This is a genomic window from Streptococcus mitis B6 (genome assembly GCF_000027165.1).
GTDB classification, from domain to species: domain Bacteria; phylum Bacillota; class Bacilli; order Lactobacillales; family Streptococcaceae; genus Streptococcus; species Streptococcus mitis_AR.
In genome coordinates, this window is the sequence record NC_013853.1 from 1,331,568 (window position 1) to 1,350,614 (window position 19,047).

A 19,047-nucleotide genomic window follows, 5' to 3' on the forward strand; every position below is an offset into this window, starting at 1 on the left:
TATTTTTACGGAAAGGACGTGAAGACATGAAAAAAATAAGAAGTTACACCAGTATTTGGTCAGTAGAAAAAGTGATTTATGCGATTAATGATTTACAACTCCCTTTCCCAATTACCTTTACGCAAATGACATGGTTTATCGTTTCTTTGTTTGTCGTCATACTCTTTGGCAGTTTACCACCACTTTCTCTGATTGACGGAGCACTACTCAAATACTTAGGGATTCCCATTGTTCTCACTGGGTTCATGTGCCAAAAGACCTTTGACGGAAAGAAACCCTATGGATTTCTAAAGTCTATCATTACCTATGCTCTACGCCCTAAAGTAACCTACGCTGGCAAACAAATACGATTAAAAAAAGAAACAATGAATGAATCGATTACGATTGTAAGGAGTGAACAACTAGATGGCATATCCGATTAAATATATGGAAGATAATCTCGTATTTAATCATGATGGCGAAGTATTCGCTTATTATGAATTAATTCCCTATAATTACAGTTTTTTAAGTTCCGATGAAAAAATTCAAGTTCATGATAATTTCTGTCAATTGATTGCCCAAAATCGTGATGGCAAGATTCATGCTCTGCAACTAGCAACCGAATCAAGTATTCGAGCCACACAGGAACAATCGAAAAAAGAAATCACTGGACGATTAAAAGAGATAGCTTACGAAAAAATAGATGAACAGACCGAAGCGTTAATTTCTATGATTGGTGACAATCAAGTAGACTATCGCTTTTTTATTGGTTTTAAACTCTACCTCAATGAACAGGAAGTATCCGTAAAAAATGTTGGGAAAGAAATTCAAAAAGCATTTGCGGAATTCTTTCATGGTGTGAATCACAAATTAATGGGCGATTTTGTTTCTATGCCTATGGCGGAAATCGAACGCTTTTCTAAGATGGAACAGTTGTTAGAAAGTAAATTATCCAGACGCTTTCAGATTCGTAAATTGGAGAAAGATGATTTTGGTTATATTATTGAACATCTTTACGGGCAAACAGGTGTCCCTTTTGATGACTACGACTACCATTTACCGAAACGATACGAAGATAAAAAAGTGTTGGTAAAGAAATACGATATTCTCAAACCCACTCGCTGTTTAATCGAAGAAAATCAACGCTATTTACGGATTGAACAGGAAGATACCACTACTTATGTGGCGTATTTTACAATTAATAGTATTGTTGGTGAATTGGATTTCCCTAATAGTGAAATTTTTTATTACCAGCAACAGCAGTTTACTTTCCCCGTTGATACCAGTATGAATGTTGAAATTGTCGCCAATAAAAAAGCCTTATCTACCGTTCGCAATAAAAAGAAAGAACTGAAAGATTTAGATAGCCACGCATGGGAAAGCGACAACGAAACCAGTACTAATGTGGTGGACGCTTTAGAATCTGTCGATGAATTAGAAAGTAATTTAGACCAAACCAAAGAATCTATGTACAAACTAAGCTATGTGGTACGGGTATCGGCAAAGAATTTGGACGAGCTGAAACAACGTTGTGATGAAGTAAAAGATTTTTATGATGATCTGTCTATCAAATTAGTACGACCTTTTGGCGATATGCTAGGCTTGCATAATGAATTTATTCCCTCAAGCAAGCGATATATCAATGACTATATTCAATATGTCACGTCGGATTTTTTGGCTGGTCTTGGTTTCGGTGCTACACAAATGATTGGTGAAAATTCTGGTATTTACGTCGGTTACAATCTCGATACAGGCAGAAATATTTATCTCCAACCTAGCCTTGCAAGTCAAGGAATTAAAGGCTCTGTAACAAATGCATTAGCGTCCGCTTTTATTGGTTCATTAGGTGGCGGAAAATCATTCTCTAACAATATGCTGGTCTATTATTCAGTACTCTTTGGCGGACAGGCAACCATTGTTGACCCAAAAGCTGAACGTGGTGAATGGAAAGAAACCTTACCTGATATTGCCCATGAAATCAATATTGTTAATCTCACGAGTGAGAACGACAATAAAGGGTTACTTGACCCTTATGTGATTTTAAAACTCCCGAAAGATTCAGAAAGCCTTGCCATTGATATTCTCACGTTCTTAACAGGTATTTCCAGCCGAGATAGCGAGAAGTTTCCTGTCCTGCGTAAAGCTATTCGGAGTGTAACTCAAAGCAAACAACGAGGGTTGTTATTGGTGATTGATGAATTGCGAAAAGAAGATACGCCCATCAGCAATAGTATTGCTGACCATATCGAAAGCTTTGTCGATTATGATTTTGCCCATCTGTTATTCAGTGATGGCAGTGTCACCCAATCCATTAGCTTGGAAAAACAACTCAATATTATTCAAGTGGCAGATTTGGTCTTACCCGATTCCAATAGCTCTTTTGAAGAATACACTACCATGGAATTATTAAGTGTGGCAATGCTGATTGTCATTAGTACCTTTGCTTTAGACTTTATCCACTCTGACCGTTCCATTTTTAAAATTGTTGACCTTGATGAGGCTTGGAGTTTTTTACAAGTGGCACAAGGAAAAGCTCTATCTATGCGATTGGTTCGAGCAGGACGTGCCATGAATGCAGGGGTCTATTTCGTTACTCAAAACGCGGACGATTTACTAGATGAAAAGATGAAGAATAATATTGGCTTGAAATTTGCCTTTCGTTCCACTGACCTAGTGGAAATCAAAAAGACCTTAGAATTTTTTGGTGTGGACAAGGAAGATGAAAACAATCAGAAACGCTTACGTGAATTAGAAAATGGACAATGTTTAGTTTCAGACATCTATGGTCGTGTAGGGGTTATGCAGTTTCACCCGATTTTTGAAGAGTTGCTTCATGCCTTTGATACCAGACCGCCTGTGCGAAATGAGGTGGAAGAATGACACAAAAACAAAAGAAATTTCTTCACTATAGTTGGATAACGCTCCTTTGTGTGGGCGTTATTTTACTTTTATTAGGCACGCTGGGCAATGCAGTACAAGCGACAGGCTTAGTTGATGAAACCATTGATACAAGCAATGAATACTCCAAGTATGGTTTGAATCAATATCAGCTTGATTATTATGTGGACAATAGCTGGGGCTGGCTTCCATGGAATTGGAGTGATGGCATAGGACAATCGGTGATGTATGGATTGTATGCCATTACTAATTTTATTTGGACAATTTCTCTTTATCTATCGAACGCCACAGGTTATTTGGTGAAAGAAGCCTATACCTTAGATTTCATTAGTCAAACATCCCAAGCAATTGGCGAAAACATGCAGACGATTGCAGGCATTACACCGAATGGCTTTTCCAGTTCAGGGTTTTATGTCGGTTTCCTCCTTCTTTTTATTCTCATTGTTGGAATCTATGTTGCCTATACAGGATTGGTTAAGCGAGAAACGACGAAAGTGATACGAGCTGTTTTAAACTTTGTCGTGGTGTTTATTCTATCGGCTTCCTTTATTGCGTATGCACCCGATTATATTGCGAAAATCAATGATTTTTCCAAAGATGTCAGTACCGCCAGTCTGAATATTGGGACAAAAATTGTTCTTCCTAACACGGATAGTCAAGGGAAAGACAGTGTGGACATGATACGTGACAGCTTATTCTCTGTTCAAGTAAAGCAACCATGGCTATTGCTTCAATATGGCTCCACTGATGTAGAAGCGTTAGGGGAAGAACGTGTGGAAAGTTTATTGTCTACCAGTCCAGATACAAACAATGGTGAAGATAGAGAAAATGTAGTGATTGAAGAAATTGAAGATCATGACAATACCTATTTAACCCTACCGAAGACGATTTCCAGATTAGGAACAGTCTTCTTTTTGTTTGTATTCAATATTGGTATCTCGATTTTTGTTTTCCTTCTAACAGGAATCATGATTTTTTCGCAAGTGCTATTTATTATTTTCGCTATGTTTTTGCCAATCAGTTTCCTATTAAGTATGTTGCCGAGTTTTGATGGCATGGGCAGGCATGCCATTACCAAGTTATTTAATGTGATTATGACAAGGGCTGGTATTACCTTGATTATTACCGTTGCCTTTAGTATTTCCACTATGCTTTATTCGCTGTCAGCAAGTTCTCCCTTTTTCATGATTATGTTTTTACAAATTGTGACCTTTGCAGGGATTTATTTTAAACTGGGCGATTTAATGAGCCTATTCTCTTTACAAAGCAACGACTCTCAAAACATGGGCAGACAAGTGTTTCGCAGACCTCGTCAAATGATGAATCGACAAACCAGAAGATTTCAACGCAGTATGAGTAAGATTTTTCGTGGAAAAGCAGGGTCAACGAAGCAAAAGACAATGACAACAAAGCAGAATCAAACCAATAAAGCTAACCATACTCGTCAAAATGAACGGACTACACCAAAGAAAGAAACAGCACTTTCCAATGTGAAAAAGCAACAAGGCGGTATCGGGCAACGATTAGGTGAAAAGACAGCCCATGTATTGGACACGAAAAATCGTCTAGTCAATAAAAGAAAGCAGGCTAAACAACAGATACAGGCGACACCAACCCATGTCAAATATGCCCTTCATCAAGGAAAAGAGAATGTCACTCATAATGTAACAGACTTTAAACAATCTATGGCAGATACCAAAGCTCAACGCAAACAACAGCGTATGAACCAGCAGGAGCAAAAACGAAAGAACATTGTTCAAAAGCGTTTGGAGCTGGATAAAGCAAAAGAAAAAAGACGAAAAGAAAACCCATCATCTCCTGTTCAGAATAACCAGCAGCATGTTCGCAAGCGTCAGCAAACCGTCACGCCTGTTTTGTCACAAAACACTAAACGTGAAAATCATCAGCGACCATTGAAAAAAGAGCAAAAACAAAAGACACCACCGAAGCAATTCAATCAGAGGAAGCTAAATAAAAGAACGGATAAGCGAGGACAACAAACATGAAGCTAAAAATAACAGTGATTTGTAGTGTGGTCTTCTCTCTCTTCTTTTTTCTCTTATTATTCCTAGTCATTTTCTTTGCAGATGATACGGACAGTGGCGAAAACAACAAGGATTCTTCTATTTCACAAGGCGGTGTGACCGTTTCACCAGAAGTGTTGGCACACCGTCCGTTGATTGAAAAATATGGTAAGGAATATGGGATTGAAGACTATGTTTCTTATATCTTAGCCATTATGCAAGTGGAATCGGGCGGTACAGCAGAAGATGTTATGCAAAGTTCCGAATCTTTGGGTTTACCGCCCAACAGTTTGAGTACCGAAGAGTCCATCAAACAAGGGGTTAAATATTTCAGTGAATTATTAACCAGTGCAGAACAACAAGGAGTGGATATAGATTCTGTTATCCAATCTTATAATTATGGCGGTGGCTTTTTAAATTATGTGAGGAGTCATGGGAAAAAATATACCTATGAATTAGCCGAACAGTTTTCTAAAGAGAAGTCGGGTGGTCAAAAAGCAGACTATCCCAATCCCATAGCCATACCTGTGAATGGTGGTTGGCGATATAACTATGGAAATCAGTTTTATGTTCAGTTGGTTTCACAATACCTAACCGACACTTCCCCAACAGAATTTGATGATGAAACCGTGCAAGTCATTATGGACGAAGCCTTGAAATACGAAGGGTTTCCCTATGTCTTTGGAGGGGCGTCGCCTACCACCTCTTTTGATTGTAGTGGCTTAATACAATGGGTGTATGACAAAGCTGGCATTTCTCTCCCTCGTGTCGCCCAAGATCAGTATGACGCTACGCAAGAAATCTCTATGGAAGAAGCCCAAGCAGGCGACCTTATCTTCTTTCATTCAACCTATAATGCAGGCACATATGTGACTCATGTGGCGATATATTTAGAGGGAAATCGCTTTTATCATGCAGGCGACCCAATCGGTTATGGCGACTTAAGCAGTCGTTATTGGCAAGACCATCTGATTGGGGCTAGACGTGTTATTCATAACTAAGAAAGGAATGAATCAAATGATTATAAAAATCGAGCGAAAAGAAAAGAAGGAGAAACCAAAGAAATCTAAAAAACCGAGCAAGCAAAGAAAAGTTCCGATGATTAAAGTTGGCACGCATAAGAAATTAACCTTTGTTTTATGGGTTTTATTGATTGGTAGTGTCGGATTTGGAATCTATAAAAATTTTACTGCCATTGACACTCATACTGTCCGTGAAACAGAAATCATTAAACAGCAGATTGTCGATACCAACCAAGTAGAAAGTTTTGTGAAATCCTTTGCGAAAGACTACTTTTCGTGGCAACAATCCCAAGAAGCCATTGATAAACGAAATGAAAAATTGACCCATTATTTGACGGAAGAATTGCAGGTATTAAATGAAGAAATGATTCGTAAGGATATTCCTACTAGTTCTAGTGTGAACGATATACAGGTGTGGCAGGTTTCTCAAGTGAATGAGAACACCTTTGAGGTACTGTTTTCTGTTGAACAAGTTATTACCGAAGACAAAGACAAGGAAACTATATCGTCTAGCTTTCATGTGGTTGTCCATATAGATGAATCAGATAATATGGTTATTATCAAAAATCCGACAATGAGTAAGAAACCTCAAAAATCGGACTACCAACCCAAACAGCTAGAAAGTGACCATACAGTAGATACAGAAACGATGGACGAAATCACTAGCTTTTTAGAAACGTTCTTCCAGCTCTATCCTACCGCCACAGAAAAAGAATTGACTTACTATGTAAGTAATCATGTGTTACCTATGATTAACAAGGAATATGTTTTCGAGGAATTGGTGAATCCTATCTTTACCAGAAAAGATAACCAAGTAATCGTGAATGTCGCTGTGAAATATTTAGATCAAGAAACAAAGGCAACCCAAATCTCGCAATTTGAGTTGATATTAGAAAAACAAGATAATTGGAAGATTGTAAAATAACAAATATTGGTACATGATTACAGATACTTTGTAATCATGTACTCTTTTTGATAAAAAATTGGAGATTCCTTTACAAATATGCTCTTACGTGCTATAATTTAAGTATCTATTTAAAAGGAGTTAATAAATATGCGGCAAGGTATTCTTAAATAAACTGTCAATTTGATAGCGGGAACAAATAATTGGATGTCCTTTTTTAGGAGGGCTTAGTTTTTTGTACCCAGTTTAAGAATACCTTTATCATGTGATTCTAAAGTATCCGGAGAATATCTGTATGCTTTGTATGCCTATGGTTATGCATAAAAATCCCAGTGATAAGAGTATTTATCACTGGGATTTTTATGCCCTTTTGGGCTTTTGAATGGAGGAAAATCACATGAAAATTATTAATATTGGAGTTTTAGCTCATGTTGATGCAGGAAAAACTACCTTAACAGAAAGCTTATTATATAACAGTGGAGCGATTACAGAATTAGGAAGCGTGGACAAAGGTACAACGAGGACGGATAATACGCTTTTAGAACGTCAGAGAGGAATTACAATTCAGACAGGAATAACCTCTTTTCAGTGGGAAAATACGAAGGTGAACATCATAGACACGCCAGGACATATGGATTTCTTAGCAGAAGTATATCGTTCATTATCAGTTTTAGATGGGGCAATTCTACTGATTTCTGCAAAAGATGGCGTACAAGCACAAACTCGTATATTATTTCATGCACTTAGGAAAATGGGGATTCCCACAATCTTTTTTATCAATAAGATTGACCAAAATGGAATTGATTTATCAACGGTTTATCAGGATATTAAAGAGAAACTTTCTGCCGAAATTGTAATCAAACAGAAGGTAGAACTGTATCCTAATGTGTGTGTGACGAACTTTACCGAATCTGAACAATGGGATACGGTAATAGAGGGAAACGATGACCTTTTAGAGAAATATATGTCCGGTAAATCATTAGAAGCATTGGAACTCGAACAAGAGGAAAGCATAAGATTTCAGAATTGTTCTCTGTTCCCTCTTTATCATGGAAGTGCAAAAAGTAATATAGGGATTGATAACCTTATAGAAGTTATTACTAATAAATTTTATTCATCAACACATCGAGGTCCGTCTGAACTTTGCGGAAATGTTTTCAAAATTGAATATACAAAAAAAAGACAACGTCTTGCATATATACGCCTTTATAGTGGAGTACTACATTTACGAGATTCGGTTAGAGTATCAGAAAAAGAAAAAATAAAAGTTACAGAAATGTATACTTCAATAAATGGTGAATTATGTAAGATTGATAGAGCTTATTCTGGAGAAATTGTTATTTTGCAAAATGAGTTTTTGAAGTTAAATAGTGTTCTTGGAGATACAAAACTATTGCCACAGAGAAAAAAGATTGAAAATCCGCACCCTCTACTACAAACAACTGTTGAACCGAGTAAACCTGAACAGAGAGAAATGTTGCTTGATGCCCTTTTGGAAATCTCAGATAGTGATCCGCTTCTACGATATTACGTGGATTCTACGACACATGAAATTATACTTTCTTTCTTAGGGAAAGTACAAATGGAAGTGATTAGTGCACTGTTGCAAGAAAAGTATCATGTGGAGATAGAACTAAAAGAGCCTACAGTCATTTATATGGAGAGACCGTTAAAAAATGCAGAATATACCATTCACATCGAAGTGCCGCCAAATCCTTTCTGGGCTTCCATTGGTTTATCTGTATCACCGCTTCCGTTGGGAAGTGGAATGCAGTATGAGAGCTCGGTTTCTCTTGGATACTTAAATCAATCATTTCAAAATGCAGTTATGGAAGGGATACGCTATGGTTGTGAACAAGGATTGTATGGTTGGAATGTGACGGACTGTAAAATCTGTTTTAAGTATGGCTTATACTATAGCCCTGTTAGTACCCCAGCAGATTTTCGGATGCTTGCTCCTATTGTATTGGAGCAAGCCTTTAGAAAAGCTGGAACAGAATTGTTAGAGCCATATCTTAGTTTTAAAGTTTATGCACCACAGGAATATCTTTCACGGGCATATAACGATGCTCCCAAATATTGTGCAAATATCGTAAATACTCAACTGAAAAATAATGAGGTCATTATTATTGGAGAAATTCCTGCTCGATGTATTCAAGATTATCGCAATGATTTAACTTTTTTTACAAATGGGCTTAGTGTTTGTTTAGCAGAGCTAAAAGGATATCAGGTTACCACTGGCGAACCTGTTTGCCAGACCCGTCGTCTAAATAGTCAGATAGATAAAGTAAGATATATGTTCAATAAAATAACTTAGTGCGTTTTATGTTGTTATATAAATATGGTTTCTTATTAAATAAGATGAAATATTCTTTAATATAGATTTGAATTAAAGTGGAAAGGAGGAGATTGTTATTATAAACTACAAGTGGATATTGTGTCCTATTTGTGGAAATAAAACAAGACTACGAATACGAGTGGATACTATACTTAAAAATTTCCCTTTATACTGCCCCAAATGTAAGAACGAAACTTTAATTAATGTTCAAAAAATGAATATAATAACAATCAAAGAGCCAGACGCCAAGACGCAGAGCCGATAATTTGAGAAATGAAACTCTCATCTTATCGGCTCTTTTTGTTTATCTGAATTTTACTGACTAGCCTTCAATATTTCTTGCTTCATTGATACCTTTTGCTAGTGCTTCCATTAAGGATAGTTCTTTGTCTGTAAAGCTATCCATGTATTTTTCTACCTGTAACCTTCGAGTGCTTTTAATCAAATTATCTGTAGGTAAGAAAAATTCATCAATAGATACATGGAGTAATGATACAAGATCATACAGCACTTGTGTACTTGGGTGTTGTCCTTTGTTTTCTATATTTGTTAAATAACGTGGGTCAATTTCAATCATTGTTCCCACTTGTTCACGAGTGAGACCCCGTTTCATTCGAGCCTCTTTAATCGCTAAACCAACGGCTCTAAAATCGTATTTATCTTCTTTTTTACGCATACTAAATCACCTCTATACATTTTACTGTTCCTATATAACCATAAACAGGTATAGAAAAACATGTTATATAGTTTATGAGTTCCTATAGAACACTGTGGAATTTATTAATGCGATGAATCCAATTTCAAATAGAAAGGTCGCTGATTTTATTTACCTATACAACTTTATAAAATTTAGTCATACTCCTAGAAAGTAGATAAAATTGGCGACTTAATGGAGGGAAAAGTCGCCATGAGAAAGATAATCTGTCATCTAGTTCTCTTAATTAAGTTCTTATCAAAAAAACTTATCCACCTGTACTGGATAGATATGACCATCAATGTGGTTTTGCAGATTACATAGATAGAAAAATCAAAGCATATGAACAGAGAAAACAATCTGTTTATGTGCTTTTTTGGTCACTTAATAAATATCTTTTAGGATTTCTCTTCATTTATGCAACAAATCCCCCTTTCGTGTCGGGGCTTAGTATGAAGGGAGATAAAGAAGCACATGCCACTCCCTTTCACGACAGAAAGGGGGTGAAAAGCATGAAACCATCTTCTTTTCAAGAAACCATAGAAAATCAGTTTGACTATATCTGCAAACAAGTTATTGAAGATGAACGAAAAGATTACTTCAAACATCTAGACAGACTATCAGCAAAAGAAGTCTCGTTTTCTGATATAGATAACTACCTTGTCAACTCTTTTTCTACTGTTGATACGTACGTCACTGATTTCCAACTATTTAAATTATTTGGATTAAGAATCAATGTTGAAAGTGATTTATTAAGTGAAGCCCAGCGTCATCTTTCAGAGAAAAAACGGAACATTATTTTACTTCATTACTTTATGGATATGAGTGATGTGGAGATTGCGGAGTTACTAAATTTGAATCGTTCGACTGTTTATCGTCATCGAATAAGTGGACTAGCCATGATTAAAGAATTCATGAAGGAGTGTAAAGAATGAAAACAGCCTATCCAAGGGTTCCCTTCCCCCTCATTGTAAAGGCGACAGATGGCGACGTGGAAGCAATTAATCAGATTGTTAAACATTATCGAGGGTATACCTCAAAACGTTCATTACGTCGCATGACAGACGAATATGGAAATTCTCATATGGTTATTGATGAAACCCTACGTGGCAGAATGGAAACGAAACTCATCTCTAAGATTTTATCGTTCGAAATTAAATAGTCCCATTTTTTCGTGGAAGCGTGTCGAATCGTATCCACGCTTCCCAATTTGGGAGGTTTGTTATTCCATCAAAGCATATTGTGTGTTCAGTAGGTTTTGATAGGCTAACAAGCCAAACGTTCTTTGACAACCAAATAAAGGCAATCGAATACGTTTCGGTAAGAAAAGAGCTGATGAACTAACACGCCATGACCTACAAAATTAGTGAGCGATTCATGTTAGTAATTCGAAAGTAATCTTTAGCAGGATTGCTGCCATGACTTTCTTATCGTGATAATGATACTCCCGTATAGCCATAGTCCGAGCGTTAGAAGCGTCACAGGCAATGGGTACGGCTACATGAGAACCATGCAGAAGTGAAATTCCTGTGAGCTTTGCTAGAGCTGTTCGATTGCTAAGATATTCTTCTCTTGTCAGTGTATTATTATAAAACTATTTGATATAATTATAGGTGAATATTGGAGTTTTCCTAGCCTATAATTGGGAAAGGAGTAATAATGATAACGGTCACAAAAAAGGATTTAGTTGAGCTAGGATATGGAACTTCTTTTTCAGCAGACATCATAAAAAAAGCAAAAGAATTGATGATTACAAAAGGGCATATCTACTATCAATCTCGAAAGATAGATAGAGTCCCTCGTGAAGCTGTTGAAGAAATTCTAGGAATTCGGTTTTCAAATGAAAACAGGTCTGAGTAGTTTTTGCACAGTAAGGAGTAAAAACTATGGTTAAAGACCCAATAAAAAAAGCAAAGAATGGAACCTATTATTTTCGTGCAAATCTAGGTTATGATTCTAAAGGGAAAAAAATTCAAAAATATCGTAGTGGATTCACTACTAAAAAAGAAGCAAGAGAAGAATATTCGAAACTGCTATTGATGAAACCAGAAGAATTAAGTGAGAATAAGGATAAAATGACGTTTAAACATTATATCTTTGAAATTTTCCTTCCATGGTATAAGACACAGGTAAAGCTCAGAACATATGAAAATCGCTTACCAACTATTAAGAAGCATTTCTCTTATTTTGATAAAATGGCTGTTTCCGATATTGAGCCTATTGATGTGCAAAATTGGCAACTAAAATTATCAAAGAAGTGTAAGTCTTCTTATGTAAGAGCTGTTCAAGGACTATTTTCAGTTGCTATGGATCGAGCAATTGTCCTTGGGATAACCACCACAAATCCATCTAAGATTATTGGCAATGTGAAAAAGCAAAAGTCTAAAATTGAATTTTGGACAAAAGAAGAATTTGAAAAAGTAATCTCTCTAATTTACAAAGAAGATTACTATCAACACTTTTTATTTATCTCTCTGTGGTTTTTATTTATGACTGGAATGCGAATTGGTGAAGCTACTGCCATTCAATGGGAAGATATTGATTTTGACTCAGGAGTACTAACCATCAACAAAACACTCTATTACAAGAATCAATCGAATTATAGATTTGTTGAACCAAAAACAAAGGCGAGCGTTCGTCATATTGTATTAGATAAATGCACATTAACTTATTTATCCGAATGGAAGGAAGTACAACAAAATCTAATTCAGACAGACTTTGTAATGAGCTATAACGGTATTCCTACCCAAAAACATACACTATCATATGCTATTGAACGCTATGCTAAGCTGGCTGGTATCCATCGAATCAGAATCCATGGGTTACGGCATTCTCATGCTTCCTTGTTAATCAGTATGGGAGAAAATCCACTTATCATTAAAGATCGTCTAGGACACGAAGATATTGAGACGACTTTAGGAACGTATGGACATCTTTATCCTAACAGTAATTTCGAGGTAGCTAACAAATTAAATGGAGCCATTTCCTTTAAAGAAGCAAAACAAAATTATGATACTTCACCAAAGAATCAATTTACTGTAGACTACTTGCGAAACAAAGAAATGAAAAAAGTGCAATAAAAGTGCAGTAAAAAGATAAGAAGAGCCAGAAACCCTTGGTATAAGAGGATTTCTAGCTCTCCTACAACTACTCCCACTCAACTGTTGCAGGTGGTTTACTTGTAATATCATAGACGATGCGGTTAACGTGGTCCACTTCGTTTACGATACGTACAGAAATCTTTTGAAGGACATCCCAAGGAATCTTTGCAAAGTCAGCTGTCATACCATCGATAGAAGTGATCGCACGGATTGCAATCGTGTAGTCATACGTACGACCGTCACCCATAACCCCAACTGAACGAACACCTGTATTAACTGTGAAGTATTGCCAGATATCGCGGTCAAGACCAGCTTTAGCGATTTCTTCACGAAGGATAGCATCTGACTCACGAACGGTTTCTAGTTTCTCTTCAGTGATTTCACCCATGACACGGATAGCAAGTCCTGGTCCTGGGAATGGTTGGCGCCATACGATATGGTCTGGCATACCAAGCTCTGTACCAAGGGCACGAACTTCATCTTTATAGAGAGTGTTGAGTGGTTCGATCAATTCAAATTGCATGTCTTCTGGAAGACCACCCACGTTGTGGTGTGACTTAATAGTTTGAGCTGTATCTGTACCAGACTCGATCACGTCTGTGTAAAGCGTACCTTGAGCAAGGAATTTCACATCTTTGAGCTTGCTTGCTTCGTCATCGAATACATACACAAACTCGTTACCGATGATTTTACGTTTTTGTTCAGGGTCAGAAACGCCAGCAAGTTTATCAAGGAAACGTTTAGCAGCGTCTGCTTTGACGATATTCAAACCAAACTTACCACCAAGCATATCCATAACTTGGTCTGCTTCTCCTTTACGAAGAAGACCGTGGTCTACGAAGATACAGATCAATTGATCGCCAATAGCCTTTTGGAGAAGAACCCCAACGACAGATGAGTCAACCCCACCTGATAGACCAAGAAGGACACGTTTATCACCGACGGTTTCACGAATTTTTTGGATCTGCATATCAATGAAGTTATCCATTGACCAGTCGCCTTTAGCCTTACAGATGTTAAGAGCAAAGTTACGAAGGATATCATTTCCGTATACAGAATGACGAACTTCTGGGTGGAATTGGATACCGTAAATATGTTTATCAGGGTTTTCAATGGCTGCATAAGGGCAGTCAGCTGATGTACCTGTACGAACAAAGTCAGAAGGAATTTCAGTAACTGCATCACCATGGCTCATCAATACAGTTTGTTCATCAGGTGTTGATTCAAAAAGAGCTGATGGTGTATGTGTTAGGGTTGATTGACCGTATTCACGATTTCCAGCATCACCTGCAGGAACAACTTTTCCTCCAAGTTTATGGGTCAATAACTGCATACCGTAACAAATTCCCAAAATAGGAATTCCAAGTTCGAAGATTTCTGGGTCAATATCAAATGAACCATCTTCATATACAGAGTTAGGACCACCTGATAGAATAATTCCTACAGGATTGATTTCACGAACTTCAGCAGCTGAAATTTTATGGCTTTTTAGTTCTGAAAAAACACCAATCTCACGGATACGGCGTGAAATCAGCTGGTTGTATTGGCTACCATAGTCCAATACGATGATTTTTTCTACATCTTGCAAATCAGTTGAAATGTTGCTCATCTTTTTCCTTTCTCAAAAGAAATATCTTTTTTCAATATTCTATCACAAATAAGGGCGAATTACCAACTAAACAAGGCGAAGTTTGACTTTTTCTAGTTTATTGGGGTACAATAGAGAAAAGATAGAAATGAAGTGAAAAATATGCTACCCGCTTATATGAAAATCCATGACCAGATTAAAAAGGATATTGACGAACATCGTTGGGCCATCGGTGAGAGGCTTCCCAGTGAACGAGATTTAGCAGAGCAGTTTGCGGTCAGTCGCATGACCCTCCGCCAAGCTATTTCCCTCTTGGTCGAAGAAGGAGTTTTAGAGCGCCGTGTAGGAAGCGGCACCTTTGTATCCAGTACACGTGTACAAGAAAAGATGAGAGGCACAACCAGTTTTACTGAAATTGTTAAGTCCCAAGGTAAAGTTCCCTCTAGCCAACTCATTTCCTACAGAAAAACCATTCCCAATGAGCAGGAAGTTGCCAAGCTAGGAATTTCTCCTACCGAAAATATTATCCGAATGGAGCGGGTTCGCTATGCCGACCAAGTTCCTCTAGTTTATGAAGTTGCTTCTATTCCTGAAAAATTCATTAAGGACTTTAAAAAAGAAGAAATCACTAGTCATTTCTTCCAAACCTTGCAAAAACACGGCTACCGTATAGGCAAATCACAGCAGACCATCTATGCTCGTCTTGCTAAAGAAAAGATTGCCCACTATTTGGAAGTTGAAAAAGGACATGCTATTCTTGGTTTGACTCAGGTTTCCTATCTAGAAGATGGTACTGCATTTGAATACGTAAAAAGTCAGTATGTAGGCGAACGCTTTGAATTTTATCTTGAAAATAATTAGATTACCACGCAAAAACTCTCTGTCACGGACAAAGAGTCTTTTTATTTTTCTAAGACTAAATCTTTCAACGAAATCAGAGTTACAGCAAACAATATCATTGTCATACCAAGAAAATCAATAGGATAAAATTGTTCATTCATAATTAGGAAGGCAAAGAAAACCGCCGAAATTGGCTCAATAGAAGCCAACAAGCTTGACTTGACCGGTCCAATCAGACTGGCTCCTTTTAAGAAGGCTGTATAGGCAAAGACAGTACCGATAAGGATAATGCCCGCAAATGCAAGGAGAAAATCAAGACTAGTTGGGATAGCAGTCTGTAGAACTCCTGTAAAAGGAAGGGCGACTAAACCTGCTATGACCATTCCCACACCAATGACCAAACTGCTCCCCCACTTCTTAATCAAGGCTATGGGCAAAATGATATAAAGTGCGTAAGTCAGAGCAGAAAAGAGACCCCAGAACAGACCGGCAGGTGTCATGGATAACTGGTCCAACTGCCCATGAGTGGCGATCAGAAAGGTCCCTCCGATGGCTAATATGATAGAAACAATCTCTCCCAGTGTCGGTGCTACCTTATCCTTGATACAGCTATAAATCAAAATCCCGACAGGGCAAACATACTGAAGCACCGTCGCGGTTCCTGCATTGGTTTCCTGAATAGCAGTTAGATAGGCAAATTGATTGAGGAAGAGGCCAATTAGAGCAAAAATGAGAAGAGACAGCAAACTCTTTCTATCCTTTAAAAAGGCCAGCATTTTATCCTTTGCAGTAGCATAAGCCAAGAGCATGAGAATTCCACCAGCGATTAAAAGACGCAAGTTGGTCAAAACCAGAGCCGAAATTCCGTGTGCCATCAGGTATTGGCCACTCGTTCCTGACAAGCCCCAAGCAATCCCAGCCACAACTGTTAATAGAGTCCCTTTTAAACTGTTTGACATGTCTCTCCTTACTCTTCTTTGCGAATCAAGTCCATCACTTGATTACGGTCTACAATCCATTGAGCCCTCTCATCCTTTTCATAGGTACGATTCGATAGAAAAATGACCGCTTCTTGATTCTGACGATTCCACATGATAAAGGTACCTGTATAGCCCGTATGGTCTAGCCAATCTCCATCCAAATTCCATGCCAAAGAACGTTCCTTGTCATCCAAAGGAGAAAAATTTTTACTCAAATCTCTTGCAAAATCATCTGCTAAATAGTTCTCTAAAAAGATTTGTAAATCCTTTACAGTCGAAAACAAACCAGCACTCCCTGCATGTCTGCCTAGGAGGCGAGCCTTGGGATCATGTACCAGACCTGCCTCGACACCTCTAACTGTTGGAACAGCATGCTCAACAGGCCCAAACTGGGTATCCGCCATTCCCCAAGGTTTCCAGACTTGCTCCTGTAAAATCTCATCCAAGTCTTGATTAAAGATTCTTTCCAAAACAAAACCCAAAAGTAAAAAATGGACATCCGAATAAAGAAAGGCTGGTTGACTTCGTCTCTTAAGATGAAACATCGCTTCCTTTAATTCAGGTGCTGTTAAAAGATCACGATTGGGAATAAAAGGATCAAGATCCGTAGCGTGGGTTAAGAGCTGGCGAATAGTAATATCTGGATAATCACTCTCAGCTAAAAAATCTGTTACTGGTCTGTCAATATCTAATTGACCTCTTTCCCACAAGAAGGTAAAAACCGTTCCAACCCCAACAACCTTGCTGACACTAGCTAGGTCGTAAACTAGTCCTGCCTCAGTCTGCAAGCCATGCTCTGGGTCACTCTTGCCTAAATAGAACTCCGTCCATTGATAGTCCTTAAAATACGCAAAAGAGGCTCCGGGATAAATCCCTGCCTCGATTTGTTCTTCTATTTTTTTAATAATCTTGGTCCACTTCATACTTCTTCAAACCACAATTCAACATTATTTCTATCTTTACCAAGGAAGAATTTTTCAGACTTAGGAATAAAATATTCAGTAGACTCAAACCTCTGGCGAAGACTTTCTATGTTTAGTTCATTGACCAAGAACTTGAGCATAGATAAGTCCCAAGTAACCGTATTGTCTACAGTCAAATCCTGTCCCTGAGCTGGGATAAAATCAAGTGATGCCCCAATTTCAGATGATCCTAAGAAACTTTCAACATCCGTTGGGAGGTGTATTTCAATAGAAATCTCAAATTTGCTTAAAGAAATTGATTCCAGATCTGTTTGAAATTCTGGCATTTCTCCTACTTCTACTAGGATTGCTCTATCATCTTCCGCATGAATCAGAATCAAATCATCTTCTGGAGAGTAAATTTCAAAAGCGTAGCCATTTTGACCTTTATATAATTGATGAATCGAATCTGTTTTAGCTAAGAGTCCTTCAATTTCTAAGGGATTTTCCACCTTGACAATCAATCTAGCTAGTTTTTTTCTTCCCTCTACCTTACGAGTTCGCATACTTGGAGCTTCTTCTAAAACCAACTTTTCTAAACCTGTTTGATCACCTAGTGACAGAAAGGCTGATTCTTCAAGCAAGGCCTTCATGCCAAGGGTTTCTATATAAAATGTTTCATTTAATTTTCTATTATTAACTTTTAAAGTAGGAATAATCCGTACAATTTGATTTACATTCATAAATTCCTCCAACTCTTTTATTTTAAAGGATTTTAGAATTTTTTACAAGATATTATGCTCAAATTTACCGATTTTTCGTAAAATGTCATCTAAAAAACCGAGGATTCCCTCGGTCTCAATTTCTTATAGGTAAAGGAATTTGAAGATAGCTACTGCCGCAATTGCTGCTGCGATCGGTGCTACTACTGGTACCCAAGAATACCACCATTTTGAATCACCTTTGTGCTCACCAAGAACTGATTTTGGAAGGAAAGCATGAAGGAGACGTGGTCCCAAGTCACGGGCTGGGTTCAAGGCAGGTCCTGTAGGGCCACCAAGTGATGTTACCAAGGCCATAACAAGGAATCCAAGTGCCAAGTGAGCAATTCCAAGACCAGATGTCATAAATGGTGCTACTTGTTCTTTAGCTTGATCAAGTGCTGCTGTTACTTGTTCTTGAGGAATAGTTTGACCTTGAGTAGTTGCTTGTGCAACTTGAGCATTAATAGCTGCTTGTGCTTTTGATACTAATTCAGCACCAAAGAAGTTTTTAGTCATTCCAAGAGCTGCAAAGAAAAGAACAAATGAACCAACAAACTCGTTTACAAAACCATTAATAGTTGACGCAAAGCGTGATTCTTTTGTACCATTATCCAAACTTGAAATGGTTGAGAAAGTACCCAAAATGTTGTTTGGATTTTCAGTTTTCAAGTAGTATGGGCGGTGTGTTGCCACAACCAAGGCTTGACCAAAGATAGCTCCCAAAACTTGTGCAAGGATATAAGGTGCAACCTGTGCCCAAGGGAAGAGACCGCTAATCGCAAGTCCAAGAGTGAAGGCTGGGTTAATGTGGTTACCTGATACGTTACCAAACATCAAGGCTGGGATCATAACCCCCATACCATAACCAACAGCGATAACGATCCAGCCACTTTGGTGACCTTTCGTACCTTTAAGTTCAACGTTGGCAACTGCACCATTTCCAAGAATGATCAAAATAGCAGTGGCCAAAAATTCAGTGGCATATTTAATTGCCCATGTGAAATCCATTTGAT

Annotated in this window: 18 protein-coding genes and 1 pseudogene; 13 read left to right on the forward strand and 6 right to left on the reverse strand. The window is 37.8% G+C overall.

Annotation, left to right across the window (positions count from 1 at the left end; genetic code table 11):
* Positions 1-26 precede the first annotated feature (26 nt).
* From SMI_RS06745 to SMI_RS06780, 8 genes and pseudogenes are all read left to right on the forward strand, one after another.
* Positions 27-422, forward strand: a complete 396-nt coding sequence (locus SMI_RS06745) for a conjugal transfer protein (protein ID WP_000723887.1) — start codon at positions 27-29, stop codon at positions 420-422.
* Entirely contained in the window at positions 406-2,859 is a 2,454-nt protein-coding gene (locus tag SMI_RS06750; RefSeq protein ID WP_000331165.1) for an ATP-binding protein, read from the forward strand. Before SMI_RS06745 ends, SMI_RS06750 begins: the two co-directional genes overlap by 17 nt.
* On the forward strand, positions 2,856-4,883 hold the full coding sequence (locus tag SMI_RS06755; protein WP_000192395.1) for a CD3337/EF1877 family mobilome membrane protein: 2,028 nt from the start codon (positions 2,856-2,858) through the stop codon (positions 4,881-4,883). The genes SMI_RS06750 and SMI_RS06755 overlap by 4 nt, the downstream gene beginning before the upstream one ends.
* A complete protein-coding gene (locus tag SMI_RS06760; protein WP_000768374.1) occupies positions 4,880-5,902 on the forward strand; it encodes a bifunctional lytic transglycosylase/C40 family peptidase in 1,023 nt (340 codons plus the stop codon). Before SMI_RS06755 ends, SMI_RS06760 begins: the two co-directional genes overlap by 4 nt.
* 16 nt (positions 5,903-5,918) lie before the next feature.
* Positions 5,919-6,848, forward strand: coding sequence for a conjugal transfer protein (locus SMI_RS06765; RefSeq protein ID WP_000584387.1), 930 nt, complete (start codon positions 5,919-5,921; stop codon positions 6,846-6,848).
* 313 nt (positions 6,849-7,161) lie between these two features.
* A pseudogene (locus SMI_RS11045) lies at positions 7,162-7,209 on the forward strand (hypothetical protein); the annotation flags it as partial.
* Between the two features lie 15 nt (positions 7,210-7,224).
* The gene (gene tet(M), locus SMI_RS06775; protein ID WP_000691748.1) at positions 7,225-9,144 is read left to right on the forward strand and encodes a tetracycline resistance ribosomal protection protein Tet(M); all 1,920 of its coding nucleotides are present in this window, start codon (positions 7,225-7,227) and stop codon (positions 9,142-9,144) included.
* A gap of 100 nt (positions 9,145-9,244) precedes the next feature.
* The gene (locus SMI_RS06780) at positions 9,245-9,430 is read left to right on the forward strand and encodes a cysteine-rich KTR domain-containing protein (protein WP_413926387.1); all 186 of its coding nucleotides are present in this window, start codon (positions 9,245-9,247) and stop codon (positions 9,428-9,430) included.
* Between the two features lie 57 nt (positions 9,431-9,487).
* On the opposite strand, the gene SMI_RS06785 is transcribed toward SMI_RS06780, so the two are convergent.
* Positions 9,488-9,841, reverse strand: a complete 354-nt coding sequence (locus SMI_RS06785) for a helix-turn-helix domain-containing protein (protein WP_001227350.1) — start codon at positions 9,839-9,841, stop codon at positions 9,488-9,490.
* A 530-nt stretch (positions 9,842-10,371) separates the two neighbouring features.
* Here SMI_RS06785 and SMI_RS06790 point away from each other — a divergent pair.
* The 4 genes from SMI_RS06790 to SMI_RS06805 all read left to right on the forward strand — a co-directional run bounded on the left by SMI_RS06790 (position 10,372) and on the right by SMI_RS06805 (position 12,939).
* A complete protein-coding gene (locus tag SMI_RS06790; protein WP_000804880.1) occupies positions 10,372-10,794 on the forward strand; it encodes an RNA polymerase sigma factor in 423 nt (140 codons plus the stop codon).
* A complete protein-coding gene (locus SMI_RS06795) occupies positions 10,791-11,021 on the forward strand; it encodes a helix-turn-helix domain-containing protein (RefSeq protein ID WP_000845143.1) in 231 nt (76 codons plus the stop codon). The genes SMI_RS06790 and SMI_RS06795 overlap by 4 nt, the downstream gene beginning before the upstream one ends.
* A gap of 497 nt (positions 11,022-11,518) precedes the next feature.
* A complete protein-coding gene (locus tag SMI_RS06800; protein WP_000633906.1) occupies positions 11,519-11,719 on the forward strand; it encodes a DUF3173 family protein in 201 nt (66 codons plus the stop codon).
* A gap of 26 nt (positions 11,720-11,745) precedes the next feature.
* Entirely contained in the window at positions 11,746-12,939 is a 1,194-nt protein-coding gene (locus SMI_RS06805; protein WP_000237797.1) for a site-specific integrase, read from the forward strand.
* A gap of 67 nt (positions 12,940-13,006) precedes the next feature.
* Here SMI_RS06805 and guaA read toward each other — a convergent pair whose 3' ends face one another.
* On the reverse strand, positions 13,007-14,569 hold the full coding sequence (guaA, locus tag SMI_RS06810) for a glutamine-hydrolyzing GMP synthase (RefSeq protein ID WP_012972538.1): 1,563 nt from the start codon (positions 14,567-14,569) through the stop codon (positions 13,007-13,009).
* 141 nt (positions 14,570-14,710) lie between these two features.
* Here guaA and SMI_RS06815 point away from each other — a divergent pair, with 141 nt between their 5' ends.
* Positions 14,711-15,409 (forward strand): GntR family transcriptional regulator, encoded by a 699-nt coding sequence (locus tag SMI_RS06815; RefSeq protein ID WP_000936183.1) that lies wholly within the window; start codon positions 14,711-14,713, stop codon positions 15,407-15,409.
* A 41-nt stretch (positions 15,410-15,450) separates the two neighbouring features.
* Here the strand turns inward: SMI_RS06815 and SMI_RS06820 are convergent, their stop codons facing one another.
* The 4 genes from SMI_RS06820 to gla form a co-directional block, all read right to left on the reverse strand.
* Positions 15,451-16,347 (reverse strand): DMT family transporter, encoded by an 897-nt coding sequence (locus SMI_RS06820; protein WP_000071683.1) that lies wholly within the window; start codon positions 16,345-16,347, stop codon positions 15,451-15,453.
* A gap of 8 nt (positions 16,348-16,355) precedes the next feature.
* Complete coding sequence (locus tag SMI_RS06825) at positions 16,356-17,291, reverse strand: serine hydrolase domain-containing protein (RefSeq protein ID WP_000872230.1); 936 nt, start codon at positions 17,289-17,291, stop codon at positions 16,356-16,358.
* Positions 17,288-18,013, reverse strand: a complete 726-nt coding sequence (locus SMI_RS06830) for a CppA N-terminal domain-containing protein (protein ID WP_001102228.1) — start codon at positions 18,011-18,013, stop codon at positions 17,288-17,290. Before SMI_RS06830 ends, SMI_RS06825 begins: the two co-directional genes overlap by 4 nt.
* A gap of 123 nt (positions 18,014-18,136) precedes the next feature.
* Positions 18,137-19,042: an aquaglyceroporin Gla gene (gene gla / locus SMI_RS06835; protein ID WP_000348097.1), complete on the reverse strand. Its 906-nt coding sequence runs from the start codon at positions 19,040-19,042 to the stop codon at positions 18,137-18,139.
* Positions 19,043-19,047 lie beyond the last annotated feature (5 nt).